The organism is Alkalihalobacterium elongatum (assembly GCF_019024285.1).
In the GTDB taxonomy this organism is placed as follows: domain Bacteria; phylum Bacillota; class Bacilli; order Bacillales; family Bacillaceae_F; genus Alkalihalobacterium; species Alkalihalobacterium elongatum.
Genome location: NZ_WMKZ01000020.1, coordinates 52111 through 78178, shown reverse-complemented (window position 1 = coordinate 78178; position 26068 = coordinate 52111). Strand labels below are relative to the sequence as shown.

The 26068-nt window shown below is 37.6% G+C and carries 20 protein-coding genes; 17 read left to right on the top strand and 3 right to left on the bottom strand.

Going from position 1 to position 26068, the window contains the following annotated elements; genetic code table 11:
- Positions 1 to 495: 495 nt before the first annotated feature.
- Positions 496 to 1422: a nuclease-related domain-containing protein gene (locus tag GKP30_RS16890; protein WP_216830640.1), complete on the bottom strand. Its 927-nt coding sequence runs from the start codon at positions 1420 to 1422 to the stop codon at positions 496 to 498.
- A 236-nt stretch (positions 1423 to 1658) separates the two neighbouring features.
- On the opposite strand from GKP30_RS16890, the gene GKP30_RS16885 reads away from it, so the two are divergent.
- The 5 genes from GKP30_RS16885 (at position 1659) to GKP30_RS16865 (ending at position 10035) form a co-directional block, all read left to right on the top strand.
- Positions 1659 to 3038: a sugar transferase gene (locus tag GKP30_RS16885; protein WP_216830639.1), complete on the top strand. Its 1380-nt coding sequence runs from the start codon at positions 1659 to 1661 to the stop codon at positions 3036 to 3038.
- Positions 3039 to 3316: 278 nt separating this feature from the next.
- Positions 3317 to 4624, top strand: coding sequence for a UDP-glucose dehydrogenase family protein (locus GKP30_RS16880; RefSeq protein WP_328703175.1), 1308 nt, complete (start codon positions 3317 to 3319; stop codon positions 4622 to 4624).
- A 36-nt stretch (positions 4625 to 4660) separates the two neighbouring features.
- Positions 4661 to 5536: a UTP--glucose-1-phosphate uridylyltransferase GalU gene (galU, locus tag GKP30_RS16875; protein ID WP_216830637.1), complete on the top strand. Its 876-nt coding sequence runs from the start codon at positions 4661 to 4663 to the stop codon at positions 5534 to 5536.
- 217 nt (positions 5537 to 5753) lie between these two features.
- A complete protein-coding gene (locus GKP30_RS16870; protein WP_216830636.1) occupies positions 5754 to 8714 on the top strand; it encodes a peptidoglycan-binding protein in 2961 nt (986 codons plus the stop codon).
- Between the two features lie 241 nt (positions 8715 to 8955).
- A complete protein-coding gene (locus tag GKP30_RS16865; protein ID WP_216830635.1) occupies positions 8956 to 10035 on the top strand; it encodes a glycosyltransferase family 4 protein in 1080 nt (359 codons plus the stop codon).
- A 1190-nt stretch (positions 10036 to 11225) separates the two neighbouring features.
- On the opposite strand, the gene GKP30_RS16860 is transcribed toward GKP30_RS16865, so the two are convergent.
- Together GKP30_RS16860 and GKP30_RS16855 are read right to left on the bottom strand one after the other, a co-directional pair.
- Positions 11226 to 12281, bottom strand: coding sequence for an LCP family glycopolymer transferase (locus tag GKP30_RS16860; protein ID WP_216830634.1), 1056 nt, complete (start codon positions 12279 to 12281; stop codon positions 11226 to 11228).
- Positions 12282 to 12608: 327 nt separating this feature from the next.
- Positions 12609 to 13505 (bottom strand): LCP family glycopolymer transferase, encoded by an 897-nt coding sequence (locus tag GKP30_RS16855; protein ID WP_216830633.1) that lies wholly within the window; start codon positions 13503 to 13505, stop codon positions 12609 to 12611.
- A 416-nt stretch (positions 13506 to 13921) separates the two neighbouring features.
- Between GKP30_RS16855 and GKP30_RS16850 the strand changes: the two genes are divergently transcribed.
- The 12 genes from GKP30_RS16850 (at position 13922) to GKP30_RS16795 (ending at position 26054) form a co-directional block, all read left to right on the top strand.
- The gene (locus GKP30_RS16850; RefSeq protein WP_216830632.1) at positions 13922 to 14635 is read left to right on the top strand and encodes a YveK family protein; all 714 of its coding nucleotides are present in this window, start codon (positions 13922 to 13924) and stop codon (positions 14633 to 14635) included.
- A 15-nt stretch (positions 14636 to 14650) separates the two neighbouring features.
- On the top strand, positions 14651 to 15343 hold the full coding sequence (locus GKP30_RS16845; protein ID WP_216830631.1) for a CpsD/CapB family tyrosine-protein kinase: 693 nt from the start codon (positions 14651 to 14653) through the stop codon (positions 15341 to 15343).
- A gap of 80 nt (positions 15344 to 15423) precedes the next feature.
- Positions 15424 to 16191: a tyrosine-protein phosphatase gene (locus GKP30_RS16840; protein WP_216830630.1), complete on the top strand. Its 768-nt coding sequence runs from the start codon at positions 15424 to 15426 to the stop codon at positions 16189 to 16191.
- Between the two features lie 15 nt (positions 16192 to 16206).
- Positions 16207 to 16368 (top strand): hypothetical protein, encoded by a 162-nt coding sequence (locus tag GKP30_RS16835; protein WP_216830643.1) that lies wholly within the window; start codon positions 16207 to 16209, stop codon positions 16366 to 16368.
- Positions 16369 to 16661: 293 nt separating this feature from the next.
- Positions 16662 to 18482: a polysaccharide biosynthesis protein gene (locus GKP30_RS16830; protein ID WP_216830629.1), complete on the top strand. Its 1821-nt coding sequence runs from the start codon at positions 16662 to 16664 to the stop codon at positions 18480 to 18482.
- A gap of 42 nt (positions 18483 to 18524) precedes the next feature.
- Positions 18525 to 19658 carry a DegT/DnrJ/EryC1/StrS family aminotransferase gene (locus GKP30_RS16825; protein ID WP_216830628.1) on the top strand — a complete coding sequence of 378 codons (1134 nt, stop codon included), beginning with the start codon at positions 18525 to 18527 and terminating at the stop codon, positions 19656 to 19658.
- A gap of 5 nt (positions 19659 to 19663) precedes the next feature.
- Positions 19664 to 20290, top strand: a complete 627-nt coding sequence (locus GKP30_RS16820) for a sugar transferase (protein ID WP_236035158.1) — start codon at positions 19664 to 19666, stop codon at positions 20288 to 20290.
- 17 nt (positions 20291 to 20307) lie between these two features.
- Complete coding sequence (locus GKP30_RS16815) at positions 20308 to 20946, top strand: acetyltransferase (RefSeq protein WP_216830627.1); 639 nt, start codon at positions 20308 to 20310, stop codon at positions 20944 to 20946.
- A gap of 111 nt (positions 20947 to 21057) precedes the next feature.
- Positions 21058 to 22164 carry a glycosyltransferase family 4 protein gene (locus GKP30_RS16810; protein WP_216830626.1) on the top strand — a complete coding sequence of 369 codons (1107 nt, stop codon included), beginning with the start codon at positions 21058 to 21060 and terminating at the stop codon, positions 22162 to 22164.
- 99 nt (positions 22165 to 22263) lie between these two features.
- Positions 22264 to 23346: a glycosyltransferase family 4 protein gene (locus GKP30_RS16805; RefSeq protein WP_216830625.1), complete on the top strand. Its 1083-nt coding sequence runs from the start codon at positions 22264 to 22266 to the stop codon at positions 23344 to 23346.
- 143 nt (positions 23347 to 23489) lie between these two features.
- Positions 23490 to 24821: an O-antigen polymerase gene (locus GKP30_RS16800; protein ID WP_216830624.1), complete on the top strand. Its 1332-nt coding sequence runs from the start codon at positions 23490 to 23492 to the stop codon at positions 24819 to 24821.
- A 39-nt stretch (positions 24822 to 24860) separates the two neighbouring features.
- Positions 24861 to 26054, top strand: a complete 1194-nt coding sequence (locus GKP30_RS16795; protein WP_216830623.1) for a glycosyltransferase — start codon at positions 24861 to 24863, stop codon at positions 26052 to 26054.
- The last annotated feature ends 14 nt before the right edge of the window (positions 26055 to 26068 follow it).

Below are 26068 nucleotides of genomic sequence, written 5' to 3'. Positions count from 1 at the left end.
GCCCAGCAAGTGGTTGAAAAGCAGGTGAAGGTAATCATAGAGCGACAATGGAGCCCAGCAAGTGACTGAAACGTAGGTGAAGGTAATCATAGAGAGGCAATGGAGCCCAGCAAGTGGTTGAAAAGCAGGTGAAGGTAATCATAGAGCGACAATGGAGCTCAGCAAGTGACTGAAACGTAGGTGAAGGTAATCATAGAGAGGCAATGGAGCCCAGCAAGTGGTTGAAAGGCAGGTGAAGGTAATCATAGAGAGGCAATGGAGCCCAGCAAGTAGCTGAAAAGCAGGTGAAGGTAATCATAGAGCGACAATGGTGCCGAGCGAGCGGTTGAAAAGCAAGAGGAGGTAATCATAGAGCCGCAATGAAACCAAGCAAGCAATCAAAACGCTAATAGAGGTAATCATAGCACATCATTAAGGCCACAAACCTAGCTAAAATAAAGTATGATCCCCAATACTATGATAAAAAATGGTCAAAAAAACACAAACCAAAAACTCTCACTCATCCACAGTAATCGCCCTAACATACCCCGCCGATTTACCATGCCCGACAAGCTTATACTTCGTCTGTAAAACCCTACGAATCGCCTTTTTAGAAACAGGTACATTACACCATTCATGTATGAGGTTTGTTGTTATCTTCTCATCGGGAAAAAGCATAGTAAACTCCTCAACACTACTCAAAACAGCACTATCGACATCCTCCACAAAATCACAACTACTGCAAATTAAGTCCTTATCATCTATCACAGTGACTAAAGACAAGCACTCCCCACACATAATCCCTTTCTCCAGCTCCCCAAAACTATATTCAGGAACACGCGAATAAGGTGACTCCTCTAAATGCAACGATAACAGGTGGTCCGCCAGACGAGAGTGCTTCTCCTTTAGTTTAGAGGACCTCATATTAAGGCGACCCAAAAACCGTTCAATTTGATGTGAAAAAAGAATAGGTACATTCAAAGGGGCTTGGTACAAATAAAAATCGCGATTAACAAAAACAAGAGAGGACTCAACAGAAGAGGTAAAACCGAGGTCTTGAAGCAGTCGCTGGAACAAGCTCTCGCTTCTTTTTAGCTGTAGCAGTGGGTTTTTAATTTCCGTTTTAGCAAGGGTAAACCACCGTTCACTTTCAATAAAATAATCACCTTCATAATTTTTGACTTCAAAAAGGTAAAGGGTATCTGCCGTAATGATCAGCGTATCAATTTGAATGACGGTATTGTTAATTTCAATTAACAAATCATTTAGAATAAGGCAATCATTAGTTAAGGTTTCCAACCAATTATCAAACCGTTGTTCACCAGCAAAACCTTTTTCCATATAACTATAGTAGTTTTCATCTTTCTTCGGCAGTTGCATCCTGGCATTCAATGACCGTAAAATCTTTAATTCTATCGTTTCTTTACGTGTTTTGACAAACATTTATCTACTCCCTTCGTCGATTTCAGGGTCATTTTATGAGAAATTTTATTAAGGAACAAGCCTCGAAATATTATTATTTTGTAAAAGTTATTCCATGCCAATTATAAAAAATTGTCCCAGAAACCCTCCTGAATTATGTTCAATTCACAAATTGTTACATATTATTTGCCTTTGAAACTAAGTTGAAATATGTTAAACTTACAGCTAGTAGAATACAACTATAGGAGATTATGAAAATGCCAAATATTAATCCGAATCGATTATTGAGGTTTTCCATTGTATTCGTCGATCTAATCCTAATTTTTGTTGCGTATGTCGCTGCATTTAAAATTGCATCTAACTATACACCGATTGTACAACGAAACATTGATTCGTTTGTTAACCTACTACCTTGGATCTTACTTATGGGGATCTTTTTTATTGTTGTTTTTGAGCTAGATCGTCTCGTCGAATATGATATGTGGGATTTAACACGAAAGCTCGTTGTTACATCAGCATTCTTTTTCGTCATTACGATCGCATTCTCATTCTTATTCCGTGAGTTCTCTTTACCAAGATCGGTACTATTCTTGTCTCACTTCTTTATCTTTGTGTTCTTATTCGCTTGGAAAGGGCTAGTCATTAAATTTAATCAGATCAAAAAAGGAAAAGCCGTTATTATCGGCTGCCACAGCGAGTATGAAACGATCAAAGGAAACATTAAGAAGTTAGTGAAAAAACAAGAACAGGTGGACTTTATTGACCATAAAACACCGTACCAAGAAATCAAAAAGAGAATTGCCGACTATGATGCTGTGTTCGTAAGCTCATCAGTTAGTACTAAAGTAAAAAATGAAGTGCTTTATTTAGCCTTTAAGAAAAATAAAATTGCTTATGTTTTACCAACAGTAAGTGAATTGTTATTAATGAAATCAACAATTACAACTTTAGATGATACGATGCTGCTTCAAGTAAAGCCATTCTACATTAACGGCGGTTACTTAGTTGCGAAGCGTATCTTTGATCTTGCAACATCCGTTATATTATTGGCACTCACATTGCCGATTATGCTAATGACGGCGATTGCGATTAAGATTGAAGATGGAGGAAGTATCTTCTTCAAGCAAGAGCGTCTAGGTAAAAATAACAAACCGTTTAATATCTTAAAGTTTCGTTCGATGAAAGAAAATGCAGAAAAAGATACAGGTCCTACGCTTGCAAAAAGTGATGATGATCGAATTACAAAAGTGGGAGACTTCATTAGAAAAACACGCATTGATGAGTTACCGCAATTGATCAATGTGTTAAAAGGGGAAATGTCGATTGTTGGTCCGCGACCAGAACGATATTTCTTCGCTGAAAACTTCCAGAAGCAAAACATTTGGTTCAAAACACGTTGTGCCGTTAAGCCTGGAATTACAGGCTACGCTCAAGTTATGGGGAACTACACAACTGAAATGAACGACAAATTAAAATTTGACCTTCATTATATCCGCAATTATTCATTATGGTTAGATATGGTCATTTTAATGCGTACGATATTAGTTGTCATTAACAAAGCGAAAGCAGAAGGTGGCGAAGTTCAAGAGCCACAAAGCGCGAAAGCTTTCGTGAGTGCGAGTAAAGAAGTTAGATAAATAATTAAGAGAGAAGGCTAGTGATGCTAGTCTTCTTTTTATGCAATAAATAGGTCACAAATAACTTTGAAACGAATAAGATAAAAAAGCTAATATAAAACGCTACCGAAAAAGTAAGCTCTCATATAGAATATGACAAAATCATTAAAACAAAGACATCAATTTACAAAGATCTTGTAAATATTTTAGTTTCGCATTTTTTTCCGTTATAATAGGAACTGGTGATTTACCCCGTTTTTTACAGCTAATCAGAGATGCACTTTACATAAAGGAGTACGATGACGATGAATATTTGTGTAATTGGAACGGGCTATGTCGGCCTTGTTTCGGGTACATGTTTTAGCGATATTGGAAATAACGTAACTTGCGTTGATTTAGATGAACGTAAAATTAAAATGCTTGAAGATGGCGAAATTCCAATCTATGAGCCAGGCTTAAAAGAGCTAGTGGCAAAAAATGTGCAAGCTGGAAGACTGTCCTTCACGACGGATCTAGCAAAAGGCATGAAGGATGCAGAGGTTGTCTTTATTGCTGTTGGAACGCCGCCGAAGGAAAACGGCGAAGCCGACTTAACTTATATTAAATCAGTAGCCAATTCAATTGGTGAGCACTTAGAGAAGTATGTTGTGGTAGTGACGAAATCAACAGTTCCTGTAGGTACTGGAAAGATGATAAAAGATATTATCAAATCAAAATCAGCGGTTGAATTTGATGTAGCCTCAAACCCAGAGTTCCTGCGTGAAGGGTCAGCGATTTACGATACACAAAATATGGACCGTGCTGTGATCGGTGTCGAGTCCAAGCGTGCTGGTGATCTCTTGACGAAGCTGCATGAACCATTCAACACAGAAGTAGTTCTCACAAACATCGAAACCGCAGAAATGATTAAATACGCGTCCAACGCGTTTTTAGCAACGAAGATCAGCTTCATTAATGAGATTGCAAACATCTGCGAGCAGGTCGATGCGGACGTTACAGAAGTAGCGAAAGGAATGGGACTTGATCCAAGGATTGGCGAGAAATTCCTTCAAGCAGGAATTGGCTACGGCGGCTCATGCTTCCCGAAAGACACGCGTGCGATCATCCAGATTGCTGAACAAGCGAACTATGACTTCAAGATCGTGAAGAGTGTAGAGGACGTGAACAATGCGCAACGATTAAGACTTGTCGATAAGCTGGCAAAAGCGCTTGGTTCGCTAAAAGGAAAACATATCGGCGTATTCGGCTTAGCGTTTAAACCTAACACAGATGATATGCGGGATGCTCCTTCAATTGATATCATTAAAGAGATCCGAAACCAAGGGGCAACAGTTCTAGCCTACGATCCTGTGGCGAGTGAAAATGCGAAAACAATGATTGACCAGCTGCAAGTATCTGAAGACCTTTATGGTACGGTAAAAGATGCAGACGCAGTCCTAATCTTGACAGAGTGGGACGAGGTAAAAGGTCTCGACTTAACGAAGGTGAAAGAGATGATGCGCGGTCATGTGATCGTCGATGGGCGAAATGTGTTTGATTTAGATACTGTAAAACAGCTAGGTTTTTACTATGATTCGATCGGTAGAAGAGTAGTGAACAACAATTAGTAAAAATAATATAGAAAAAATGAGGGAGGGAGTACTATGAAAGTCAGAAAAGCCATTATCCCAGCAGCTGGACTAGGCACACGTTTTTTACCAGCAACGAAGGCGCAGCCGAAAGAAATGCTGCCAATTGTCGATAAACCAACGATTCAATATATTGTAGAAGAAGCGATCCAATCGGGGATTGAAGATATAATTATCGTAACAGGCCGCGGCAAGCGTGCGATTGAGGACCATTTCGATAAATCGTATGAGCTCGAAGAAACGTTAGCGGCAAAAGAAAAGTTTGAGCTACTGGAAGAAATTCAAGGGATCTCAAACTTAGCGAACATCCACTACATCCGTCAAAAAGAACCAAAAGGATTAGGCCATGCGATTGCATGCGCTAGCAGCTTCGTTGGTGATGAGCCATTTGCGGTTATGTTAGGGGACGACATCGTCGAGTCTGAAGTTCCTTGCTTAAAGCAGCTGATCGACGTGTTCAACCATTACAGTTCTTCCGTGATCGGTGTTCAACAAGTACCTGATCAAGACGTTTCAAAATACGGGATCATTAACCCGAAGAGCACCGAAATTGAGCCAGGAACGATGCAAGTAAATGGCTTAGTCGAAAAGCCAAAGGTTGAGGACGCACCGTCGAACTATGCGATTATGGGCCGCTATGTTCTACGCCCAGAAATCTTCTCGGTCTTAAAAGATCTAAAGCCAGGCGCTGGCGGTGAAATTCAACTAACGGATGCGATCAACCAATTAAACCAATCACAAGCGGTCTTAGCGTATCATTTCGATGGTAAGCGTTATGACGTAGGGGACAAGCTTGGCTTCGTCAAAGCAACCGTTGACTTTGCATTACGCCGCGATGATTTAAAAGATGACGTAACCGAGTATTTACGTAGCATTACTGACAAGCTATAAATTGTATAAGAGGGAGGTTGGTTAGCGGTGCCTGGCACCGTTAGCCAGCCTTTTTTCGTGGCCTTTGTATGGATATACTCACAACACATTTCTAAGCAATTGGTAGAATTTTGCTAGATTTCTATTTACTTAACTAGTAATATATGTTTATTTAATAGAGAGGAAATAACTAGTAAACGAAATAGGGTCTGAGGACTCGAAGGGAGTATAGCCAGTCATGCATAAAAAAATAAGGTATTCAATAATGTGCGGTTTAACGGCTGCAACTGTTGTATTGTCGCCCGTTACAGCAAGCTTTGCACATTCACTTGAACACGACTTAACAGATGAAATACATATTGAGATCGGTTCAGAGGGGCCAGAGGTTTTAGCACTGAAGGAAGCTCTTATTCTATTAGGGTATGAACTAGATCAAGAGAACGATTACTTTGATGAAGAAACAGAAGAAATTGTTAAGTTACTTCAAGAGTTAAATGAACTTGAAATAACAGGGACGGTTGACGAGGAATTTTTCCTATTTATTTTAAATGAAGTGGAACAATTAATAGAAGATGCTTCTGCTGACGATGAGAATGAACCAGTTGGCGAAGCATCTGAAAATAACAGCGAAAACTCATTAGAAGACGCTAATCAGCAAGAAGGCATTAACGAGAAAGAAGCCACACCATCAGAAGAAAGCACCGAGCAAGAACAAGCTCTTCACGATGATGCTGCAGAAAATCAAGAGCCCGCACAAGAAACTAGCGAAGAAAACTCACCAGAAGAGTTACTAGAAGAGGCAACAGAACAGACATCAGTCCAAGCATTAGCCGATGACGTGCTGCAACAAGGTGATCGTGATCCGCGAGTCATTGATTTAAAAATTCATTTAGAAATCATGGGCTTTAAAGTATCAAATACACCAAATGAATACTTCGGTCCAGTTACAACAACAAAAGTAAAAGAGTTTCAAGGAGCATACAACCTGGAGGTAACAGGAAAAGCTGATGCGATCACTCTTAGCACATTAAGCGAGTTAGCGAATGGCCCACTGCAACAAGGCATGTACCGCGCCGATGCCGTTGATCTCAAAATCAACTTAGAGAAAATAGGTTACGCTGTATCAAGTAATCCAAATACTTATTTCGGTCCAATAACAGCCAGACAATTAAAAGCGTTTCAAAGCGCGTATGGATTAACTGCAGATGGCATCGTCAACACGGAAACATTAATAACTTTACAATACGCAGTCGACAATCGCCTTTCTCTAGGGATGAACGACCCGCGAGTCATTGATTTAAAAGTACAATTAGAAATCGTCGGCTTTAGAGTATCGAATAATCCCAATGGAAACTACGGCCCGATTACAGCAGCTAAAGTTAGCGAGTTTCAAGCAGAGTATGGTCTACGTGTAACAGGAATTGCTGACCCGCTCACACAAGATCGTTTAAACGAGTTAGCAACGGTTCCTCTAGAACAAGGCATGTATCGAGCTGATGTCGTAGATCTGAAAATTAACTTAGAGAAGATAGGTTACGCAGTATCAAGTAACCCAACAACATACTATGGTCCAATGACAGCCAGCCAAGTAAGGGCCTTTCAAAGTGCCTACGGGTTAACAGCGGATGGGATCGCCGATAAAGAGACCATAGAAAAATTACAAGACGCGGTTGCTAACCGACTGTACCTAGGCATAAATGATACTCGTGTCATTGATCTGAAAAAGAATTTAGAAGTACTAGGATTTCAAGTATCGAGTAATCCCAATGGAAATTATGGTCCAATTACCGAGTCAATGGTTAAAGAGTTTCAAGCTAATTATGGCCTACGTGTAACAGGAATAGCCGACCCACTCACACAAAACCGTTTAGATGAGCTTGCGAATGGACCGCTGCAGCAAGGCATGTACCGTGCTGATGTCGTTGATCTAAAATTAAAGCTAGCTAAAGCTGGATACGGAGTGTCAACAAACCCAACAATTTTCTTCGGTTCAATGACGGCTTCACAAGTAAGAGCCTTCCAAGAAAATTATGGTCTACCTGTCACAGGAATAGCTGATCAACCTACTTTACAAAAGCTACAAGAAGTAATTGCAGCATCGAGTAAAACCTTTTTCATTGAAGGAAAAACATCGTTTGGACATGGAGTAGGTATGACTCAAAACGGCGCCTATGGTATGGCGCAACAAGGAAAAACATATGAAGAAATCCTAACGTATTATTACACAGGGGTGACGGTCGGGACGGACTCCCGCTATACAGATGGAGAAATAAGAGTAGGTCTAACATTAGAAACTCCTTCAGTGACGGTTTCCAATACATCTCTATACTCAGTTGAAGATCGTGAAACTGGAGAAGTTCTATTGTCGAATGCAACGACAAGCACAGAGATTAGCTATGATGAGGGTACATTTACGATAAAGATCGGCAATAAAACGGTAACTACTGAAAATGGTGTTAAGCTATCGGGTGGTACATTCTTATATAAAAACAACCGATATAAAGGTGATTTTCACTTTGTACCGTCTCATAGTAATTTCGAAATGATGGATGTCGTTAATTATGTTGATGTAGAAACGTATTTACAAGGCGTTGTCCCATATGAAATGTACGTAAGTTGGGGTGAAATTGAAGCATTTAAAGCGCAAGCTATTGCTTCTAGAACATACGCATGGAGAAATATTAACTCATTTCGTTCACGTACGTTTGATGTGTATGACAGCGTTAGATCACAAGTATACAATGGTATCCCACAAGGTTTATACAATAATAGCATTGTAAATCAAGCAATCGTGGAAACAAAAGACATTGTAATCAAGTATGGAAACACATTAATTGATGCCGTGTATTCAGCCTCTGCCAGTGGTCATACGGTTAATTCAGAAGATGTCTGGCCCAATTCAGTACCTTACTTAAGAGGAAAACCGGACCCATATGATCAATCAAGTTATACAAGAGTTTCATGGGATTACACCTTTGATCTAAATGACTTGTCGAATATGGCTGCATTCAAAGGGAATGGAAAAGGTCGAATCATCGATTTAGAATTCCAAACAAGAAATGACCGTCTCTATGGTGTCACTGTCATATTTGAAAATGGGATGGAAACAATGACAGCTAGTGCTTTTAGAAGCGCTGTTGGCACGACAAATCTGCGAAGTACCATCATGACCATCACCGAAGTTAACAATCAAAAATAAAATTCGATGACTATCCGAAGTTTATCGTTCACGTAAGAAGTGAATAGTAACAAAGGATAGTCTTTTTTGTCTTTAAAAATAGTTTCTCCCTATGTCAAAAAATTCATGAATGAAATCGATGGAAATTGAAAAAGACGGCTATGAAAAAAGATGAAACCGTTAATAATAATATAAATATTGATTAGAAAATCGTGAACGTGTATACAATTTTGAAGAAGATTTTGTAGAAGTAGGTGAAAGTATGACGAGCCCATCCATATATGTCGTGGCCTTTTTCGTATCCTTACTCGTATCCGTCGGCTCGATGCCTTTTGTCATTAAGTTCGCAAAGCGATTCGGTTTTGTCGACCAAATCAATCATCGAAAAATTCATAAAGTAGCCATGCCACGTCTAGGTGGAGTCTCGATCATTCTCGGTGCCATCGCTGGGCTGATTGTCATTCGTCCAGAAAGTCATTACCTATTTGGTATTGGATTAGGTGCGCTCATTATTATCGTGACTGGGTTAATTGATGATCGATATGCGCTTGATGCGAGGGCTAAGTTCAGTGCCCAGATTGCTGCAGCACTCGTCGTTGTTGGTTCGGGCATCAACATTCCGTTTATTACTTTGCCACTAAGTGGTCAATTTGAATTTGGTATTTTTAGTTATTTAATTACCGTTTTATGGATAGTTGGCATTACAAACGCAATTAATTTGATTGATGGATTGGACGGGCTAGCAGGAGGCGTCGTCACGATTGCTTTAAGTACGATTTTAATCATGGCTGTTATCGACTCATTTGCACAGCACCTGTTGATTATAACGTTATCCGTCGTGTTGATCGGAAGTACGTTAGGATTTTTGTTATTCAATTTTCACCCAGCAAAGATATTTATGGGCGATACAGGATCGTTGTTTTTGGGGTACTCGATTGCGGTTATCTCCATCTTAGGATTGTTTAAAAGTGTGACGATGTTCAGTTTGATCGTACCTGTCATCATTTTAGCGGTGCCGATCTCAGATACGGTCTTTGCGATGATTCGCCGATTATTGAATAAGAAAAAAATTACGAGCCCCGACAAGGAGCATATTCATCATTGCCTGCTGGCGATGGGGTATAGTCATCGAACGACAGTGATGATTGTGTATGGGCTTAGTCTGTTCTTTAGCGGCTTAGCGATGATCTTTACGAATGTCACCATCTGGACGGCGCTAATCATCATCGGTCTTATGTTAATTACGATCCAGCTCTATGCCGAGTTCATCGGCTTATTCGGCGAGAAACGCCGTCCCGTGTTAGATGCAGTGAAGCGGTTGGGGATGATGGATAAAAAGTAAATCAAGATGTAAATTACATAATAAGCTGTGGATAATCGCACATGCTGATCTTAAAGTGATGTGGGAAATAGCAACTAGTGGGGAAAAGTGAATAAGTGTTGTTGATAAGTGTGAAAAACGGTAACAAAAGATGATGAATAGAACACAAGTTGTTTATAAAGTTGTGGAGAGTACTAAAAAAGAGAAAGAATAGAGCTCTAGTTGTTGATAAATTGTAGAGAGCGGTAACTTAAGGTCGGTTATAGAACCCAGGGTGTAGATAAACTGTGGACAACGGTAACTAAAGCGAGAGAATAAAGCCCGTGTACTTGCGGAAATGAAGGAAGCGGTAATCATAGAGAGCGAATGAAGCCCGAGCAGCTGCGCAATCGAAGGAAGAGGTAATAAAAGAGAGCGAATGAAGCACAAGCGTCAGTGCAATCGAAGGAAGAGGTAACCAAAGAGCCCGAATGAAGCCCAAGCAGCTGCGCAACCGAAGATAGAGGTAATCATAGAGAGCGAATGAAGCCCGAGCAGGTACGTAATCGAAGGAAGAGGTAATCATAGAGTTTGAATGAAGCCCGAGCATCAGCACAACCGAAGGAAGAGGTAATCATAGAGCCCGAATGAAGCCCGAGCATCAGTGTAACCGAAAGAAGAGGTAATCATAGAGCGTGAATGAAGCTCGAGCAACAGCACAATCGAAGGAAGAGGTAGTCAAAGAGGGTGAATGAAGCCCAAGCAGCTGTGCAATCGAAGGAAGAGGTAATCATAGAGCTTGAATGAAGCCCGAGCATCAGCACAATCGAAGGAAGAGGTAGTCAAAGAGGGTGAATGAAGCCCGAGCATCTGCGCAACCGAAGGAAGAGGTAATCATAGAGCTTGAATGAAGCCCGAGCATCAGCACAACCGAAGGAAGAGGTAATCATAGAGCGTGAATGAAGCCCGATCGCCAGCGCAATCGAAGGAAGAGGTAATCATAGAGTTTGAATGAAGCCCGAGCACCAGCACAACCTAAGCCAAAGGTAACCAAACGACCGAATAAAGCCCACCCTGTTAACAAACTGTGGACAACGGTAACTAAAGCACCCAAACAGATCCCCAACTCCAACCCCATCCCCAGCACCCGCATCCAAAAACACAAACAAAACCCCCAGATCATCACCGATCTGGGGGCCCCGCTCAACCTATCTATCATCTATCCATAAAACTTAATTCGTCGTAACTGCCTCTGGCTCCGTCTCAACCTGACTCGTTCCAGAACCTTCATAATCATACTCCACACCTTCACCATCAACCTGCAGCGTGCGTGGCTCAATCAACCCTAAGTGTTCCTGCAAGCGCGTCTGTACCTCTGCTACTGACTCAAGCACTGGGTCGTAATAATAGATGCTATTAATATACACGTTTTCGCCTCTAATTTGCATTTGCTCAATGCTTTTTAATGAAGAAGCATAAGAGTGTAGAGCGACCATATTACCGAATGACAGGTTCAAGCTGATGTTGTCTTGGATCGCTTCAAGCACATCGTCAAAGCGTGCGATCGATTGGATCGTTGCACTCTTTTCGATAATTGCCTGCATCACTTGTTGCTGTCTTTGACCGCGGCCGATATCACCGCGTGGGTCTTGCTTTCTCATACGCGTATAAGCAAGTGCTTCTTCACCATTTAAGTGCTGAACGCCTTCAGTGAATTCATACCAAACTCGGTCCGTACCGCGTTCTGTGAAATCAAACGGAACTTCAACTTCGATGCCGCCAATCGCGTCTACGATCGCGATGAACGCTTGGAAGTCAACGCGGATGAAGTAATCAATTGGAATTTCTAGAAATTCCTCAACTGTATCAATGATCATATCAACGCCACCGAAAGCATGGGCGTGGTTAATTTTATCGATTCTTTCTCTTCCTGCAATATTCACTCTCGTATCACGAGGAATGTTCGTTAGGATGATAGAGTTATCACTTTTATTAAAAGTCGCAACCATAATCGCATCGGTACGAGAAATCGGTTCATCAGGACGGCGATCTTCCCCTAGTAAGAGGATCGAGATATTATCTTTACTCGGATCAACCGCTTCAACGCGTTTCTCTGATTTTGCACCGCGATCTAGGTCAACTTGAACATTAGAAGTTACATTGGCTATTTTTAACGTCACATACGTAGCGCATCCAACGAGTAATAAAACAGAAAAAAGTGAGATAAGCAGCAGGACTTTTCTACCTTTCTTTTTCCGCTTTTGGCTGCGGGAAGCTAAATTAGACATTATATTGTTTCCCCATTTCAGGATAATAGTTTAATAACATTACATCTATCTATTGTAAAGGACAAGAAATTTGTCGTAAAGTGATATATCGAAATTTTAAAAAATAACTTAATAAGAAAAGATTGTCATTCAACAAGGAAAACATTAGCAAACCATAAATAAGAAAAAAGATACTTTTATTATACTATTATTATGCTTTCAAAATGATTTCTAACATATTAAAATCTCAATTCAACTAAATGACAAGCATTACAAAATAACAAAAAAAGAGGCTGACGTAGAAGCCAACCTCTCCCGTTCATGTTTAAGTTTTTCATCCAAATCAAATTAGTTAATCTCTAAATGCTCTTTCAGCTCGTTACTCACACGATTAATTTCTTCTTGTGGAACGATATAATAGTAGATCCCGTTAATACGTTGACCTGAGCCTGTAATTTGGATCTCTTCCACACTATGACGTGCTTCACGATATTTCGATTGGATCTTGTTCATACCATCGAAATCTAAGTCCGTTTTTACGTTCGTTCCAATCGCTCGTAGCATATCATCAAGGCGTGTAATTGAACTAATTTGTGCCCCTTCTTGAATAACACCGTTAATAATTTGACGCTGGCGATCATTACGACCGAAGTCTCCACGCGGATCTTGCTTTCTCATTCGAGCGTAAGCAAGCGCTTCTTCTCCATTTAATCGAATTTCACCTTCAGCGAAAGAAAACTTATCTTGTGTAAAAGCAAAGCTATTCTCAACCGTCACGCCACCAACGGCATCAACAATATCTTTAAAGCCATCCATGTTGACACTAATATAATGATCGATTGGAATACCAAGCATATACTCGACCGTATCCATCGTCATCCCGACGCCGCCAAATGCGTACGCATGGTTAATCTTATCTTCTGTCCCACGTCCAATAATCGTTGTTCGCGTATCACGTGGAATACTTAACATCTTCACTGATTTTTCGTTCGGGTTAACCGTTAGAACGATAATCGTGTCCGAACGACCTTTAATTTCTTCACCGCTGGAGTCAACACCAGTTAATAGGAAAGAAAGCGGCTCCCGATCATCTAAATCAACCAAACGCGTCTTTTCGCGATCGATCGGTTCATGCATTTCTGAAGCTGTATCTTTAACCGTTTTAAATAGGTAGAAACCATACCCAACAACAGACAAAACCAGAATACCTATGACAATAGAAGCAATGATTAATATTTTCTTCATCTAAAAATGCCTCTTTCTATAGTTTATTTTACAATTTTTGAAAGACTAGCAGACTTATTATAGTAGGAAATGTACTTTTTCGCAATCTGAATTTTCGTAGTATTCCCCTTTTTTCGTGTCAAAATACGTCGGGAGTTGTACCTGAATGCCCAGGGGGATGCTTCGATAGGCGTCTTATATGTAATTACTGGTATAATTTTGATTAGAATTATGAAAATAGTCTGTAATATACTAAATGCACAAAATAATAGACAAATTCGCTAGGAAAATCAGCACTTTACATAAACTGGTGCATTATTAAATTTCAGTAAATCGATTTTCTATCTCCAAAACCTGACCTTTTGTGCTATAATTCTCTTTGTGTTATTTGTTGAAATTGACAATTTTATAAGCTTCTTACTAATAGGGAGGACAAAATGGAAGAGACAATTAGTTTAAAAGAACTATTTACAACAATGAAAAAAAGAATTAAGTTACTGATCATTTTACCGATGATTGCTGTCGTTGTAAGTGGTTTAGTTAGTTATTTAGTATTAACACCGATTTACCAATCATCAACACAAATCCTCGTAAATCAATCGAAAACGGACATGCAAAACTTAACTCAAGCAGATTTACGAACAAATATCGAATTGATCAATACGTACAATGTCATTATGAAAAGTCCAGCGATCCTCGACAAAGTTATTGCTGAACTAGACTTAAATAGATCATATGGAGCGTTAAATAGTAGTGTAACAGTTGGTAGTGCGCAAAACTCTCAAGTTGTTGCGATTACCGTACAAGATGAAGATCCAGTCATGGCCGCACAAATTGCCAATACGATTGCTTCTGTATTCCAACGTGAAATTGTGAACATTATGAATGTCGATAATGTTAGCATTCTGTCAGAGGCGCAACCAAGTTCTGGCCCAGTAAAACCAAACCCTACATTAAATATGGCGATTGCTTTCGTTGTTGGTTTAATGACAGCTGCTGGATTAGCATTCTTACTTGAATACTTAGACACAACGATTAAAACCGAACAAGATATTGAAAGTGTACTAGGTTTACCTGTTATCGGGGCCGTTTCCCAAATGGAAGAAGTCACGTTAAAACAACCGAAGAAAAATCGAAAGAAAGTTTCATAGAAGGAGGGCGAATTCATGTCACGTAAAGTTAATAATAAACAATCCAATAAGCGTAATTTAATTGCCCACCACGATCCAAAGTCACCGATTTCTGAACAATACCGTACAATTCGTACAAACATTGAATTTGCATCGATTGACCAAAAAGTGAGTACGATCTTAGTTACATCTTCAGGAGCAATGGAAGGAAAGTCGACAACAGCTTCGAACTTAGCCGTAGTTATGGCGCAGCAAGGAAACCGAGTGCTACTTATCGATGCTGACCTTCGTAAGCCAACTGCTCACTATACATTTAGTGTACCTAACCTTGTTGGTTTAACGAGTATGTTAACGAAGCAGCATACAGCAGATGAAGCGATTCAAGCGACAGAAGTACCTAACTTATCAATCTTATCGAGTGGACCGATCCCTCCAAACCCTGCCGAACTATTAAGTTCAAGGGCGATGTCGCTATTATTAGAAAAGCTAGCGGAAATCTATGATGTCATTATCCTAGATTCACCACCATTACTAGCTGTTGCCGATGCTCAAATTCTAGCAAACCATACAGATGGTACGATCCTAGTAGTTAGTAGCGGGAAAACAGACCGCGAGCAAGCAGTCAAAGCAAAAGACCTATTAGTTGCAGCGAAAGCGAAAGTATTAGGTGTTGTCCTTAATGCGAAAGAGTTAAAAGAAGGACAATACTACTATTATTATGGTGGATAATGTAAAGTTTATAAAAAAATATACCTAGTTTACCTATTCTATGTTAATATGGTAAAGGATTTACAAAAGAGGTGAGTTGAATGATTGATATCCACTGTCACATCTTGCCGAACGTTGATGATGGGCCGACTCAAATGAGTGAAAGTATTCAAATGGTCAAGCAAGCGGTCGAAGAAGGAATTACAACGATCGTTGCGACACCCCATCATTTGAATGGACCCTATCATAATACAAAAGCTAGTATTCTTGCAGCTGTCGATCAGCTCAACGAAGAAATCAAAAATCATAAATTAGATCTAAAAATTCTCCCTGGACAAGAATGCCGCATCTATGGAGAGCTTGTCGACGATTACGCTAAAGGTGACATTCTTCCTTTAGCCAATAGTCATAAATATGTGTTTGTCGAATTCCCATCCAACCATGTCCCACGTTATGCGAAGCAACTATTCTATGATATGCAGCTTGCTGGATTAACGCCGATCATTGTACATCCCGAACGAAACAGTCAGCTAATCACTTCACCAGATAAATTATATGACTTTGTCAATAATGGAGTGTTAACGCAAATTACCGCATCTAGCGTAACGGGTCACTTTGGGAAAAAGATTAAAAGATTTACAGAAGATCTAATCGATCATAATTTAACTCACTTTCTAGCATCGGATGCTCACAATATAGTGAGACGGCCATTTCGGATGCGAGATGCTTATCGAGAGGTTGAAAAGAACTTCGGAACGGAAATGGTTTATCAGTTTCAAGAAAATACAGACCTTCTTATCAATGGACTTCATGTAGGAATGGAGCCCCCAGAGCGTATCAAAAAGAAAAAGTTCTTAGGTATTTTTTAAAAATGGGTGATGGTTGTGAAAAAAGCTTCAGATTTCCCGAAGACGATTACGAAAACCGTTCGATACATTAAACAGGATGCGCCTTTAGAAGACCTTGAGGCAATCCATCTATTAATAAAAACAGCAATAGATCGAAGAAAACAACAAGATAATAGGACGAGCAAGGCGTCCTGTTAGAGTAAATCTATTGGCAATGTCTCCTTGCCGTTATCGACGGAGGCACTCGGCCATGCTGTGGGGTTCATGATATTGAACCCTTAGGTGCTAGTCGCCAAGGGTGTGGTGTGAGGAAAGGTTAAATGCCTTTATCAATATTTTTAATATAAAACTAACGAAAATCGAAAGTGAAACGCTTTCATTATATTTTAACAATCGAGCCTTAAGCTATGTTTCTTTTCACAAAAAAGGTGTATAGCTTAAGGCTTTATTATTGAAAAAACGGAAATTGAACTTTGGAAGGGGAAAGATATATGTCGTATCAAAAGCGCCTGCTCGGGTTAATGCTGATTGACTCCATTATCGTTATCGCTTGTATTTATATTAGTAACTTTATTTTGCTGCCAACAGGAAACACGTTTACTGCGATTATTATCGTGAGCTCCATTACATTATTACTAAGTCATCATATATTTGCTTATTACTATAAGCTGTATAAAAAAGCGTGGGAATATGCGAGTATTAATGAGCTCGTTGCGATTGGAAAAGCGATCACACTATCTATTATCGTAACTGGACTCGTACAACTTGGCGTTTTCCAAGAAGTATACTTACGAACATTAGCGATCACATGGATGATGCACATCTTATTTATCGGTGGCTCGCGTTTTTCTTGGCGGATGTATCGTGATACATACATTAAACCAAGTAAAGACAAAAAACGAACGCTCATTATCGGTGCAGGTTCGGCAGGAACGATGGTCGTTCGCCAGCTTCAGCACAATGAAGAAGTCGAACTAAATCCAGTAGCTTTTGTCGATGATGACAAAGCAAAACACCACTTAGAAATCATGGGACTGCCAGTAGTTGGTGGAGTAGAAAAAATTGAGAAAGTCGTTCAAGAAAAACAAATTGAACATATTATTATCGCAATACCTTCATTAAGCAAAGAAGAGTTAAACAATATCTTTAACGAATGCGCAAAAACAAAAGCAAAAACGCAAATCATGCCGAAGATTGAGGATATTATGGTCGGAAAAGTCTCCGTAAATCAATTCCGAGATGTTCAAGTAGAAGACTTACTAGGTCGTGAACCCGTTGAACTTGATATCGCAGGAATTGAACAGTTTATCAAAGGACAGACCATCCTTGTTACAGGAGCAGGTGGTTCAATCGGGTCAGAAGTATGTCGCCAGATTACAAACTTTGCACCGAAAGAATTGATCTTACTAGGTCACGGGGAAAACAGTATTTATTCGATTGAAATGGAATTAAGAAGAAATCACCCAAACCTTAAACTAGATACCGAAATTGCCGACATTCAAGATCGTGAAAAAATGTTTGCGATTATGAACAAACGTAAACCACATGTCGTATTCCATGCGGCTGCACATAAACATGTTCCGTTAATGGAACGTAATCCAGAAGAAGCAGTGAAGAACAATGTTATTGGAACGAAGAATGTCGCAGAAGCAGCGAGTGATGCTGGTGTGAATACATTCGTCATGATCTCAACAGATAAAGCAGTTAACCCAACAAGTGTTATGGGGTCGACGAAACGAATTGCGGAAATGATCATTCAACATATGGACATGATTAGTGATACACGTTTTGTCGCAGTACGTTTTGGTAACGTACTAGGAAGTCGCGGAAGTGTAATTCCTCTATTTAAAGAACAGATTCTTAGCGGTGGACCTGTAACGGTAACTCACCCTGAAATGGTTCGTTACTTTATGACAATTCCAGAAGCATCAAGGCTTGTATTACAAGCTGGTGCATTAGCTAGAGGTGGAGAGGTGTTTGTGCTTGATATGGGTGAGCCAGTTAAAATAGTAGATTTAGCTAAAAATCTTATTAAGTTATCAGGGTATACAGAAGCAGAAATTCCAATTCAATTCACGGGGATGCGTCCTGGAGAGAAGATGTTTGAGGAGCTTCTTGGTGAGGATGAAGTTCATGATGAACAAGTGTATCCGAAGATTTACCGTGGGAAGACGCCAATGGTGAATATTAATGTCGCGGAGCAGTTGATTGGGGAGTTTGAGGGAATGCCGAAAGAAATGTTACGTGAGGAATTGTTGGATATTGCGAACTTCAGAAAAACAGAATTACGTGTATTAAGTAAAGTGAATTAATTTATTAACTGATAAAGCGGAAGAAAAACGGGGTGCGAACTGATGTCAAATAAGTCTATTGAAAAAACGAAAGAAAGTATATTTCTTTCATCACCACATATGAGTGATGAAGGATATGAAAGAGAATTTGTAAAAGAAGCCTTCGATACAAACTGGATTACACCTCTTGGGAAAAACGTAGATGAATTCGAAAATGAATTAGCTGCTAAAGTAGGCTCTAAAGCAGCAGCTGCGTTAACGTCTGGTACGGCAGCTATCCACTTGGCTTTGAAGGCTGCTGGTGTAAGTGAAGGAGATATCGTATTCTGTTCAACACTTACATTTTCAGCAACAGCTAACCCAATCATCTATCAAAATGCAAAGCCAGTTTTTATTGATAGTGACTATAAAACGTGGAATATGTGCCCAGTTGCATTAGAAGAAGCTTTCAATAAGTATCCAGAAGTAAAGGCAGTTATCGTGGTACACCTATACGGTTTATCTGCTGATATGGATCGTATTGTTGAACTTTGTAAGAAACATAATGTAGTTCTTATAGAAGACGCAGCTGAAAGTCTAGGAACTTACTATAAAGGTCAACACACAGGAACTTTTGGTGATTACGGTATTTTCTCTTTTAATGGAAATAAGATCATCACTACTTCTGGTGGTGGAATGTTAGTTTCTAATAATGAAGAAAGAATTGCTAAAGTAAGATTTTGGGCTACTCAATCTAGAGATCAAGCAAGACACTACCAACATAGTGAACTAGGATTTAACTATCGTATGAGTAATATCGTTGCTGGAATTGGTAGAGGGCAACTTAAAGTATTAGATCAGAGAGTTCAAAAGAAGAAATACATTTATGAGTTTTATAGGAGAGAGCTAGCAGGGCTTGAAGGTGTTGAGTTCATGCCTAACAATGATTGGGATGATCCTAACTATTGGTTAAGTTCTATTACTTTGAATGGGAATGTAAGACCGATTGATATTATGGAAGCACTTGAGGATGAGAATATTGAGTCCAGACCTATTTGGAAGCCGATGCATATGCAGCCGTTTTTCGAAAAGTATGATTTTGTTGGGACGGATGTATCAGAGATGTTGTTTGAGAGCGGAGTTTGTTTACCGTCGGATACAAAAATGACGGATGAGGATTTGGAGAGAGTTGTAGATAATATTAAGAAGTTGTGGTGAGTGTAATGGAACGATCTAAAGGTGGAATATATAGAAGGTTTATAAAAAGACCGATGGATTTTACCTTAGCTTTAATTGCGATTATTGCTTTAAGTCCAATTCTTGGGGTGGTAGCGATTCTTGTGAGAACAAAGTTAGGTAGTCCAGTGTTATTCAAACAAGAAAGACCAGGGTTGAATGAGAAGATTTTTAAAATGTATAAGTTTCGGACGATGACAGATGAAAGAGATGAGAATGGGGAGCTACTTCCAGACAATATAAGACTGACTAAGTTTGGTAGGTTTCTAAGATCTACATCACTTGATGAACTTCCTGAACTCCTAAATATCCTTAAAGGAGATATGTCGATTATTGGACCAAGACCTTTATTAGTACAATATTTACCTCTATATAACGAAAACCAAAAAAGGCGCCATGAAGTAAGACCTGGTTTATCAGGTTTGGCTCAAGTGAACGGGAGAAATGCAATTAGTTGGGAAGATAAGTTTAATTTGGATGTAGAATACGTTGATAATGTGAGTTTTATGTGGGATTGGAAGATTATCTTTCTAACCATTAAGAAAGTTTTTGTAAGAGAAGGAATTAATTCAGAAACTGCTGCCACAATGGAGCCATTTAAAGGTAGTAAGTAATAGGAGGAAATGCAAATATGAAAGATATTGTTATTATTGGTGCAGGTGGGTTCGGAAGAGAAGTAGCTTGGTTAATAGAGGAGATAAATAAAGTTAATAAAGAGTGGAATATCCTTGGGTTTGTTGATGACAGTGAACAATTACAAGGGAATGAAGTAAATGGTTATAAGGTAGTTGGGGATTTTGAATGGTTAAAATCTCAAGGAGTTAATGTTGTATGTGCAATTGGGGACCCAATTGCTAAAAAGGAAGCTATAAATAGCTTAAAAGATAGTAATAACTCATACCCTGTTTTAATACATCCTAGTGTAATTTACTCTGATAGAGTATTGTTTGGTGAAGGATCCATTATATGTGCTGCAAATGTTATAACAACAGATATAAAAATTGGTAGTCATGTAATAATCAATTTAGATTGTACTATTGGTCATGATGCTACCTTAGGTGATTATACAACGGTTCTTCCAAGTGTCAATGTATCTGGTTTCGTAGAAACAAAAGATTGTGTAAGTATTGGTACAGGATCAGCGATAATTCAAGGAGTGACAGTTGGAGAAAACACTGTAATTGGTGCAGGTTCGGTTGTAGTTAAGGATTTACCTGCTAATTGTACAGCTGTTGGGGCTCCTGCCAAGCCAATAAAGTTTCATAGTTAATAAAAATGTCATACTAATAATATATGTTTAATGACAAAATTGAACATTATCCTTATATATTGCCTGAAGTTATAACTTAAGAGTGTGCCCTTGTTAGGAGAATGTAGAGAAATGAAAATATTGGTGTTAAGTAACCTGGGTATGGGATTATATAAATTTAGAAGGGAACTCCTAGATAATTTATTGAGTCAAGGTCATAAAGTTTATGTATCTCTACCTAATGATAAATATGTAACAAAATTAGAAGAAATGGGTTGCAAATTTATAGAAACACATGTAGATCGGAGAGGCACTAACCCATACAAGGATTCTAAGCTTTTACTCAATTATATAAAAATGATCAAAGAAATTAAACCTGATATTGTACTTACCTACACAATTAAGCCAAACGTATATGGAGGGTTGGCCTGTAGAATAACAAAAACCCCATATATTACAAACATAACAGGACTTGGTACAGCAATGGAAAATAAAGGGTTGGTTTCTAAGCTTACAATATTATTATATAAGTGGGGACTTAAAGCATCATCATGTATTTTTTTTCAGAATGAAAACAACAGAAATTTTTTTGTTAGGAATTCTATTGTAAAAAATAAAACAAGATTAATTCCAGGTTCGGGAGTTAACCTAAAAGAGCATAGATTTGAAGAGTACCCAAGGATTAATAATCCAATTAGTTTTTTATTCATTGGACGTATTATGAAGGCTAAGGGTGTAGAAGAACTATTTGAAGCTGCTATAAAGGTAAAAGAAAAATACCCAAATATACAATTTGATTTAGTTGGTGCTTGCGAGGAAGACTACACCGAACGGTTAGCGAAATTAACCAAAAAAGGTATTGTTAAGTACCATGGACAACAAGATGATGTTCATTCATTCATTAAGGACTCTTACGCAACTATTCTTCCTTCATACCATGAGGGTACAGCTAATGTCCTATTAGAGTCTGCCGCAACTGGACGACCAATACTAGCAAGTAAAGTTCCAGGTTGTATAGAAACGTTTGATGAGGGGATTAGCGGTTTTGGTTTTAAAGTAAGAAATGTTGATAGTTTAGTTGAGTGTTTAATAAAATTTATTGAGCTAGAACACAATGAAAAAAAGATTATGGGTATTAATGGTAGAAGTAAGGTAGAAAGAGAATTTGATCGTCTCGATGTAGTTGGGGCGTATACCGAAGAGATTAACCAATTAAAAAAATTAAGCTTATTAAAGTAGAGCATTTACTAGTGAACAACCCCCATGGTTAAAACCTTTGTGGGGGTTAAAAGTTAAATTTTAAATGTATGTTTTTAAATAAAGAGAGGGGTACATTGAATGAAAATACTTTATATATCTTCTTCTATCGTGCCATCTAATAATGCTAATAGTGTTCATGTAATGAAAATGTGTAATGCTCTAGCAAAAAATGGACATGAAGTAACTCTAATTGCTACTAAGGGGAGTGAGGTACAAGAACCTTATGGCTATTATAATGTAAGCCCCATATTTAAACTTGTTTTAGTACCACAAGGTAAGTTTGGGTTGTCTCCTATTCTAAGAATACTTAAAGCTATTCTATTAAAAATGAAGGGGGTTGACTTAATATATACTCGCTGGCCCTTAGCTTCATTCACTTTTTCTAAACTATCAAATAATAAAATGATTATTGAGTACCATGGTAAACCAAGTTCAAAATTAAATGAATATTTTATTCGAAAATCACTAGAAGCTAGACCAAAAAATATTTTTAATACAAGTTCATTAAGGAGTTACTTTTTAAGTAATCTTCCTAGGCTTGAACAGTTGAATACTATGGTACTGCATAATGGTGCAGATAGTGTAGTCAAACAAAAGAAGTTTCCTAATTCTTCAATAAATTGTGGTTATGTAGGATCCTTTAAAAAAGGCAAAGGAGTAGATACTGTTGTTAAAATTGCAGAAAAACTCCCAGAGATCCAATTTCACATTGTGGGAGGAACAAAGCAAGAGATAAAAGAAATGAAAGCTCAAACTATTGCTAAAAATATTATATGGTATGGATTTTTACCTCAAGGAGAAATTTCAAGAGTAATGGAAAAAATAGACATATCATTATTGCCGAATCACCCTAACGTATATGTGGATACAAAAAATAAAAATGATATAGGTGATGTTACTTCTCCTATAAAAGTTTTTGAATATATGTCATATGGGAAAGTAATTATTGCTTCTGATCTACCAGTAATAAAAGAGGTATTAAAACATGAGTATAATGCTTTACTAGTTAAACATGATGATATTGAGGGATGGAAAGAACAAATTATTAAGGTTATAACTAATGAAGAATTAAGATTAAATTTGTCAGAAATTGCCCTTAAAGATTTTAATGAAAATTATACATGGGAAATACGTGCAAAAAAGGCTTTAGAAGATATATAATAGCAATTTTAATTTACAAATAATACTTATTGAATGCTCTGTATTTATGATTAAGATTTAAACTTATTTTTAAGACCATTTATTTTTTTAGCTGAAATAACAACAAATTTTTTAGCATGTATTATATTTTTCAGGGGGATTTTATGGAGATTTTGTTGTTCTTTCTTTTGTTGTTAATGTTAGTGTTTACCATATTGGTTGTAAAGACACTTATTCATCCTTTAGTTATTTTAAAAAGTATTTGTACATTTAGTGCATTTATTCTTATATTCTATTCTAAGATATGGCAAGTATCAATATCGTTAGATACTGTAATTATCTTCATATTAGGTTTATTGTTTGTTGATTATGGCTATTTATTCATGTTCTATATATTTAATAAAAAAAGAAAAATACCAGCAATTTCCCCCATGCAGAGTAATGAAATGAAGGAGAAAGAATATAGTACGAAAATAGCACTATTATTTTTTCTATATATTTTAGGGCTTATTATTGTCGTTATTAGTAAAGGACAACTCAATATCAATAATGGTATTGATGACTTATCAGAATCTATTATGACATTAAAAGTTGATCGTAGGGATGGGAATGTTGAAGGGTTAGGAGTTTGGCAATACCCGATAACTTTTGCGACTGCAGTTGGGCTAACATATACATTGGTTAGTCTTAAAGAATGGTTTAATAAAGGTATAAGCAAGAACTTAATAATATTTCTCTTACCTGTAATATCTACATTATTACTAACTTATTTAATGGGTAGGAGAAGTTTTTTATTGATCGTTATAATTGTGTCATTAATACTATCATATGAATTTATTGTCAAGAAGAATAATGGAATTACGTTGAAACAACAAGTAAGATACCTTTTTGCTTCTGTTACATTACTAACATTATTTTACTTCTTTTTTGTTTCAGTTGGTGCGTTGTTTAATAAAAACCTCCATGGAGGAGCGTTTAATGTCTTTGCAATATATTTATCTGGTGGGATAGTTGCTTTTGATTATGTATATAAAGATTATATCCTAACTAGTGAATTGTTCGGACAAAATTTGTTTCGAATAGTCTATGTAGTTTTAAACCTTTTACCTGGTGCAAATTTTAATACTGATACTATCACACAAACAATTTATCTATCTAAAGAGTTCGCCACAAATGTCTATACAGTTAACTTGCATTATATGGCAGATTTTGGGCTTATAGGAGTAATTATTGGTAATGTAATGATTGGAATAATCCTTGGATTTGTTTATAACAAAAGTAAGAGAGAAAGAGAAATAGGGTTTTGGCATATCTTATCTGCCTTTTTTATGTTCAAATTACTTTCATATACTGGTGCTGAAAAATATTTTGTTTCTATGACTATAAATATCCAACAAGTATTTATTTTTTTATTATTATTAAAAACACCTTTGTTGTATAAAAAAGCAAATTTAAATAAATCCAACAAAAATAAAAGTAATGAGCCAATATATTGATTGAGTAAGTTAGTAAAAATTAAAAGAGGGAGGTTGGAAATGAAAGCTTTATTTGTCCATAGTCATATATTTAAATATGATAGTAATAATATTTTTTACTCTGGGGGACAATTTCCATACAAAATATTTGAGAGTAGATATTTAAAGTTTTTTGACGAGGTAATAGTAGCATCTAGAGTAGAAAAGAATGAAGACATAAAAACACTAAATGTTTCAAGTGGACCTAGAGTCCAGTTTGTAGCCTTACCTAATTTATCTACTATTAAAAATAGAAAGCGTAATACGAATTATATGGAGAAAATTTTAGAAGAGAATATAAAAAATGTTGATGTGGTAGTAGCTAGAATGCCAAGTGAACATGCCTACCACGCCATTAAGATAGCAACAACAATGCAGAAGCCTGTTGTGGTTGAGGTAGTTGGAGATGTTCTGACTTCTTTATGGACACATGGTAGTGTTGTAGCAAAATTACTTGCACCGATATACTATATTAAATATAAAAATGTAATTAAAAGAGCAACAAATTTAATATATGTTACTGAAAGGACATTACAAAGAAGGTATCCGTATAACCCAACAGCTATTACTATAAATGCCTCTAATGTAGAAATACCTGTGGTCCCAGAAAGTATTCTTAAAAGTAGAAAAAAGAAAATAAAGGATATTAATAAAGGTAAAAAAATTACTATCGGCCTTATCGGATCCTACTCTTCAAAATACAAAGGAATAGATACAGCAATAAAGTCTTTAAGAATACTAAATGATTTAGGCTGGGATTGTAACCTTTATATTTTAGGCGAAGGTAATAATAAGTGGTTAGTTGACTTGTCGGAAAAACTACATGTTCAAGATAGAGTTTTTTATGAAGGTGTATTGCCAGGTGGGGAAAAAGTTTTTGAATGGCTTGACCAATTAGATATATATATTCAGCCTAGTTTAACTGAAGGTCTCCCTCGTGCGTTAATAGAAGCAATGAGCCGTGGACTACCTTGTGTAGCCTCTTCGGTAGGAGGAATTCCAGAGTTAATCAACAATGATCTTACTCATAAACCAAAGTCAGAAAAAGAGTTAGCAGAGAAGATAGATTACTTGTTAAATAATCAAGTAATGATGTTAGATGAAGCCAATAGAAATTATTTATACTCGAAAAACTTTACTACTGATGTGCTAAATAATAGAAGAAAGTTATTTTGGGAAAGTTTTTTTGAAAGAGAGATTATAGAAAGTAAATAAAATTATAAAATATG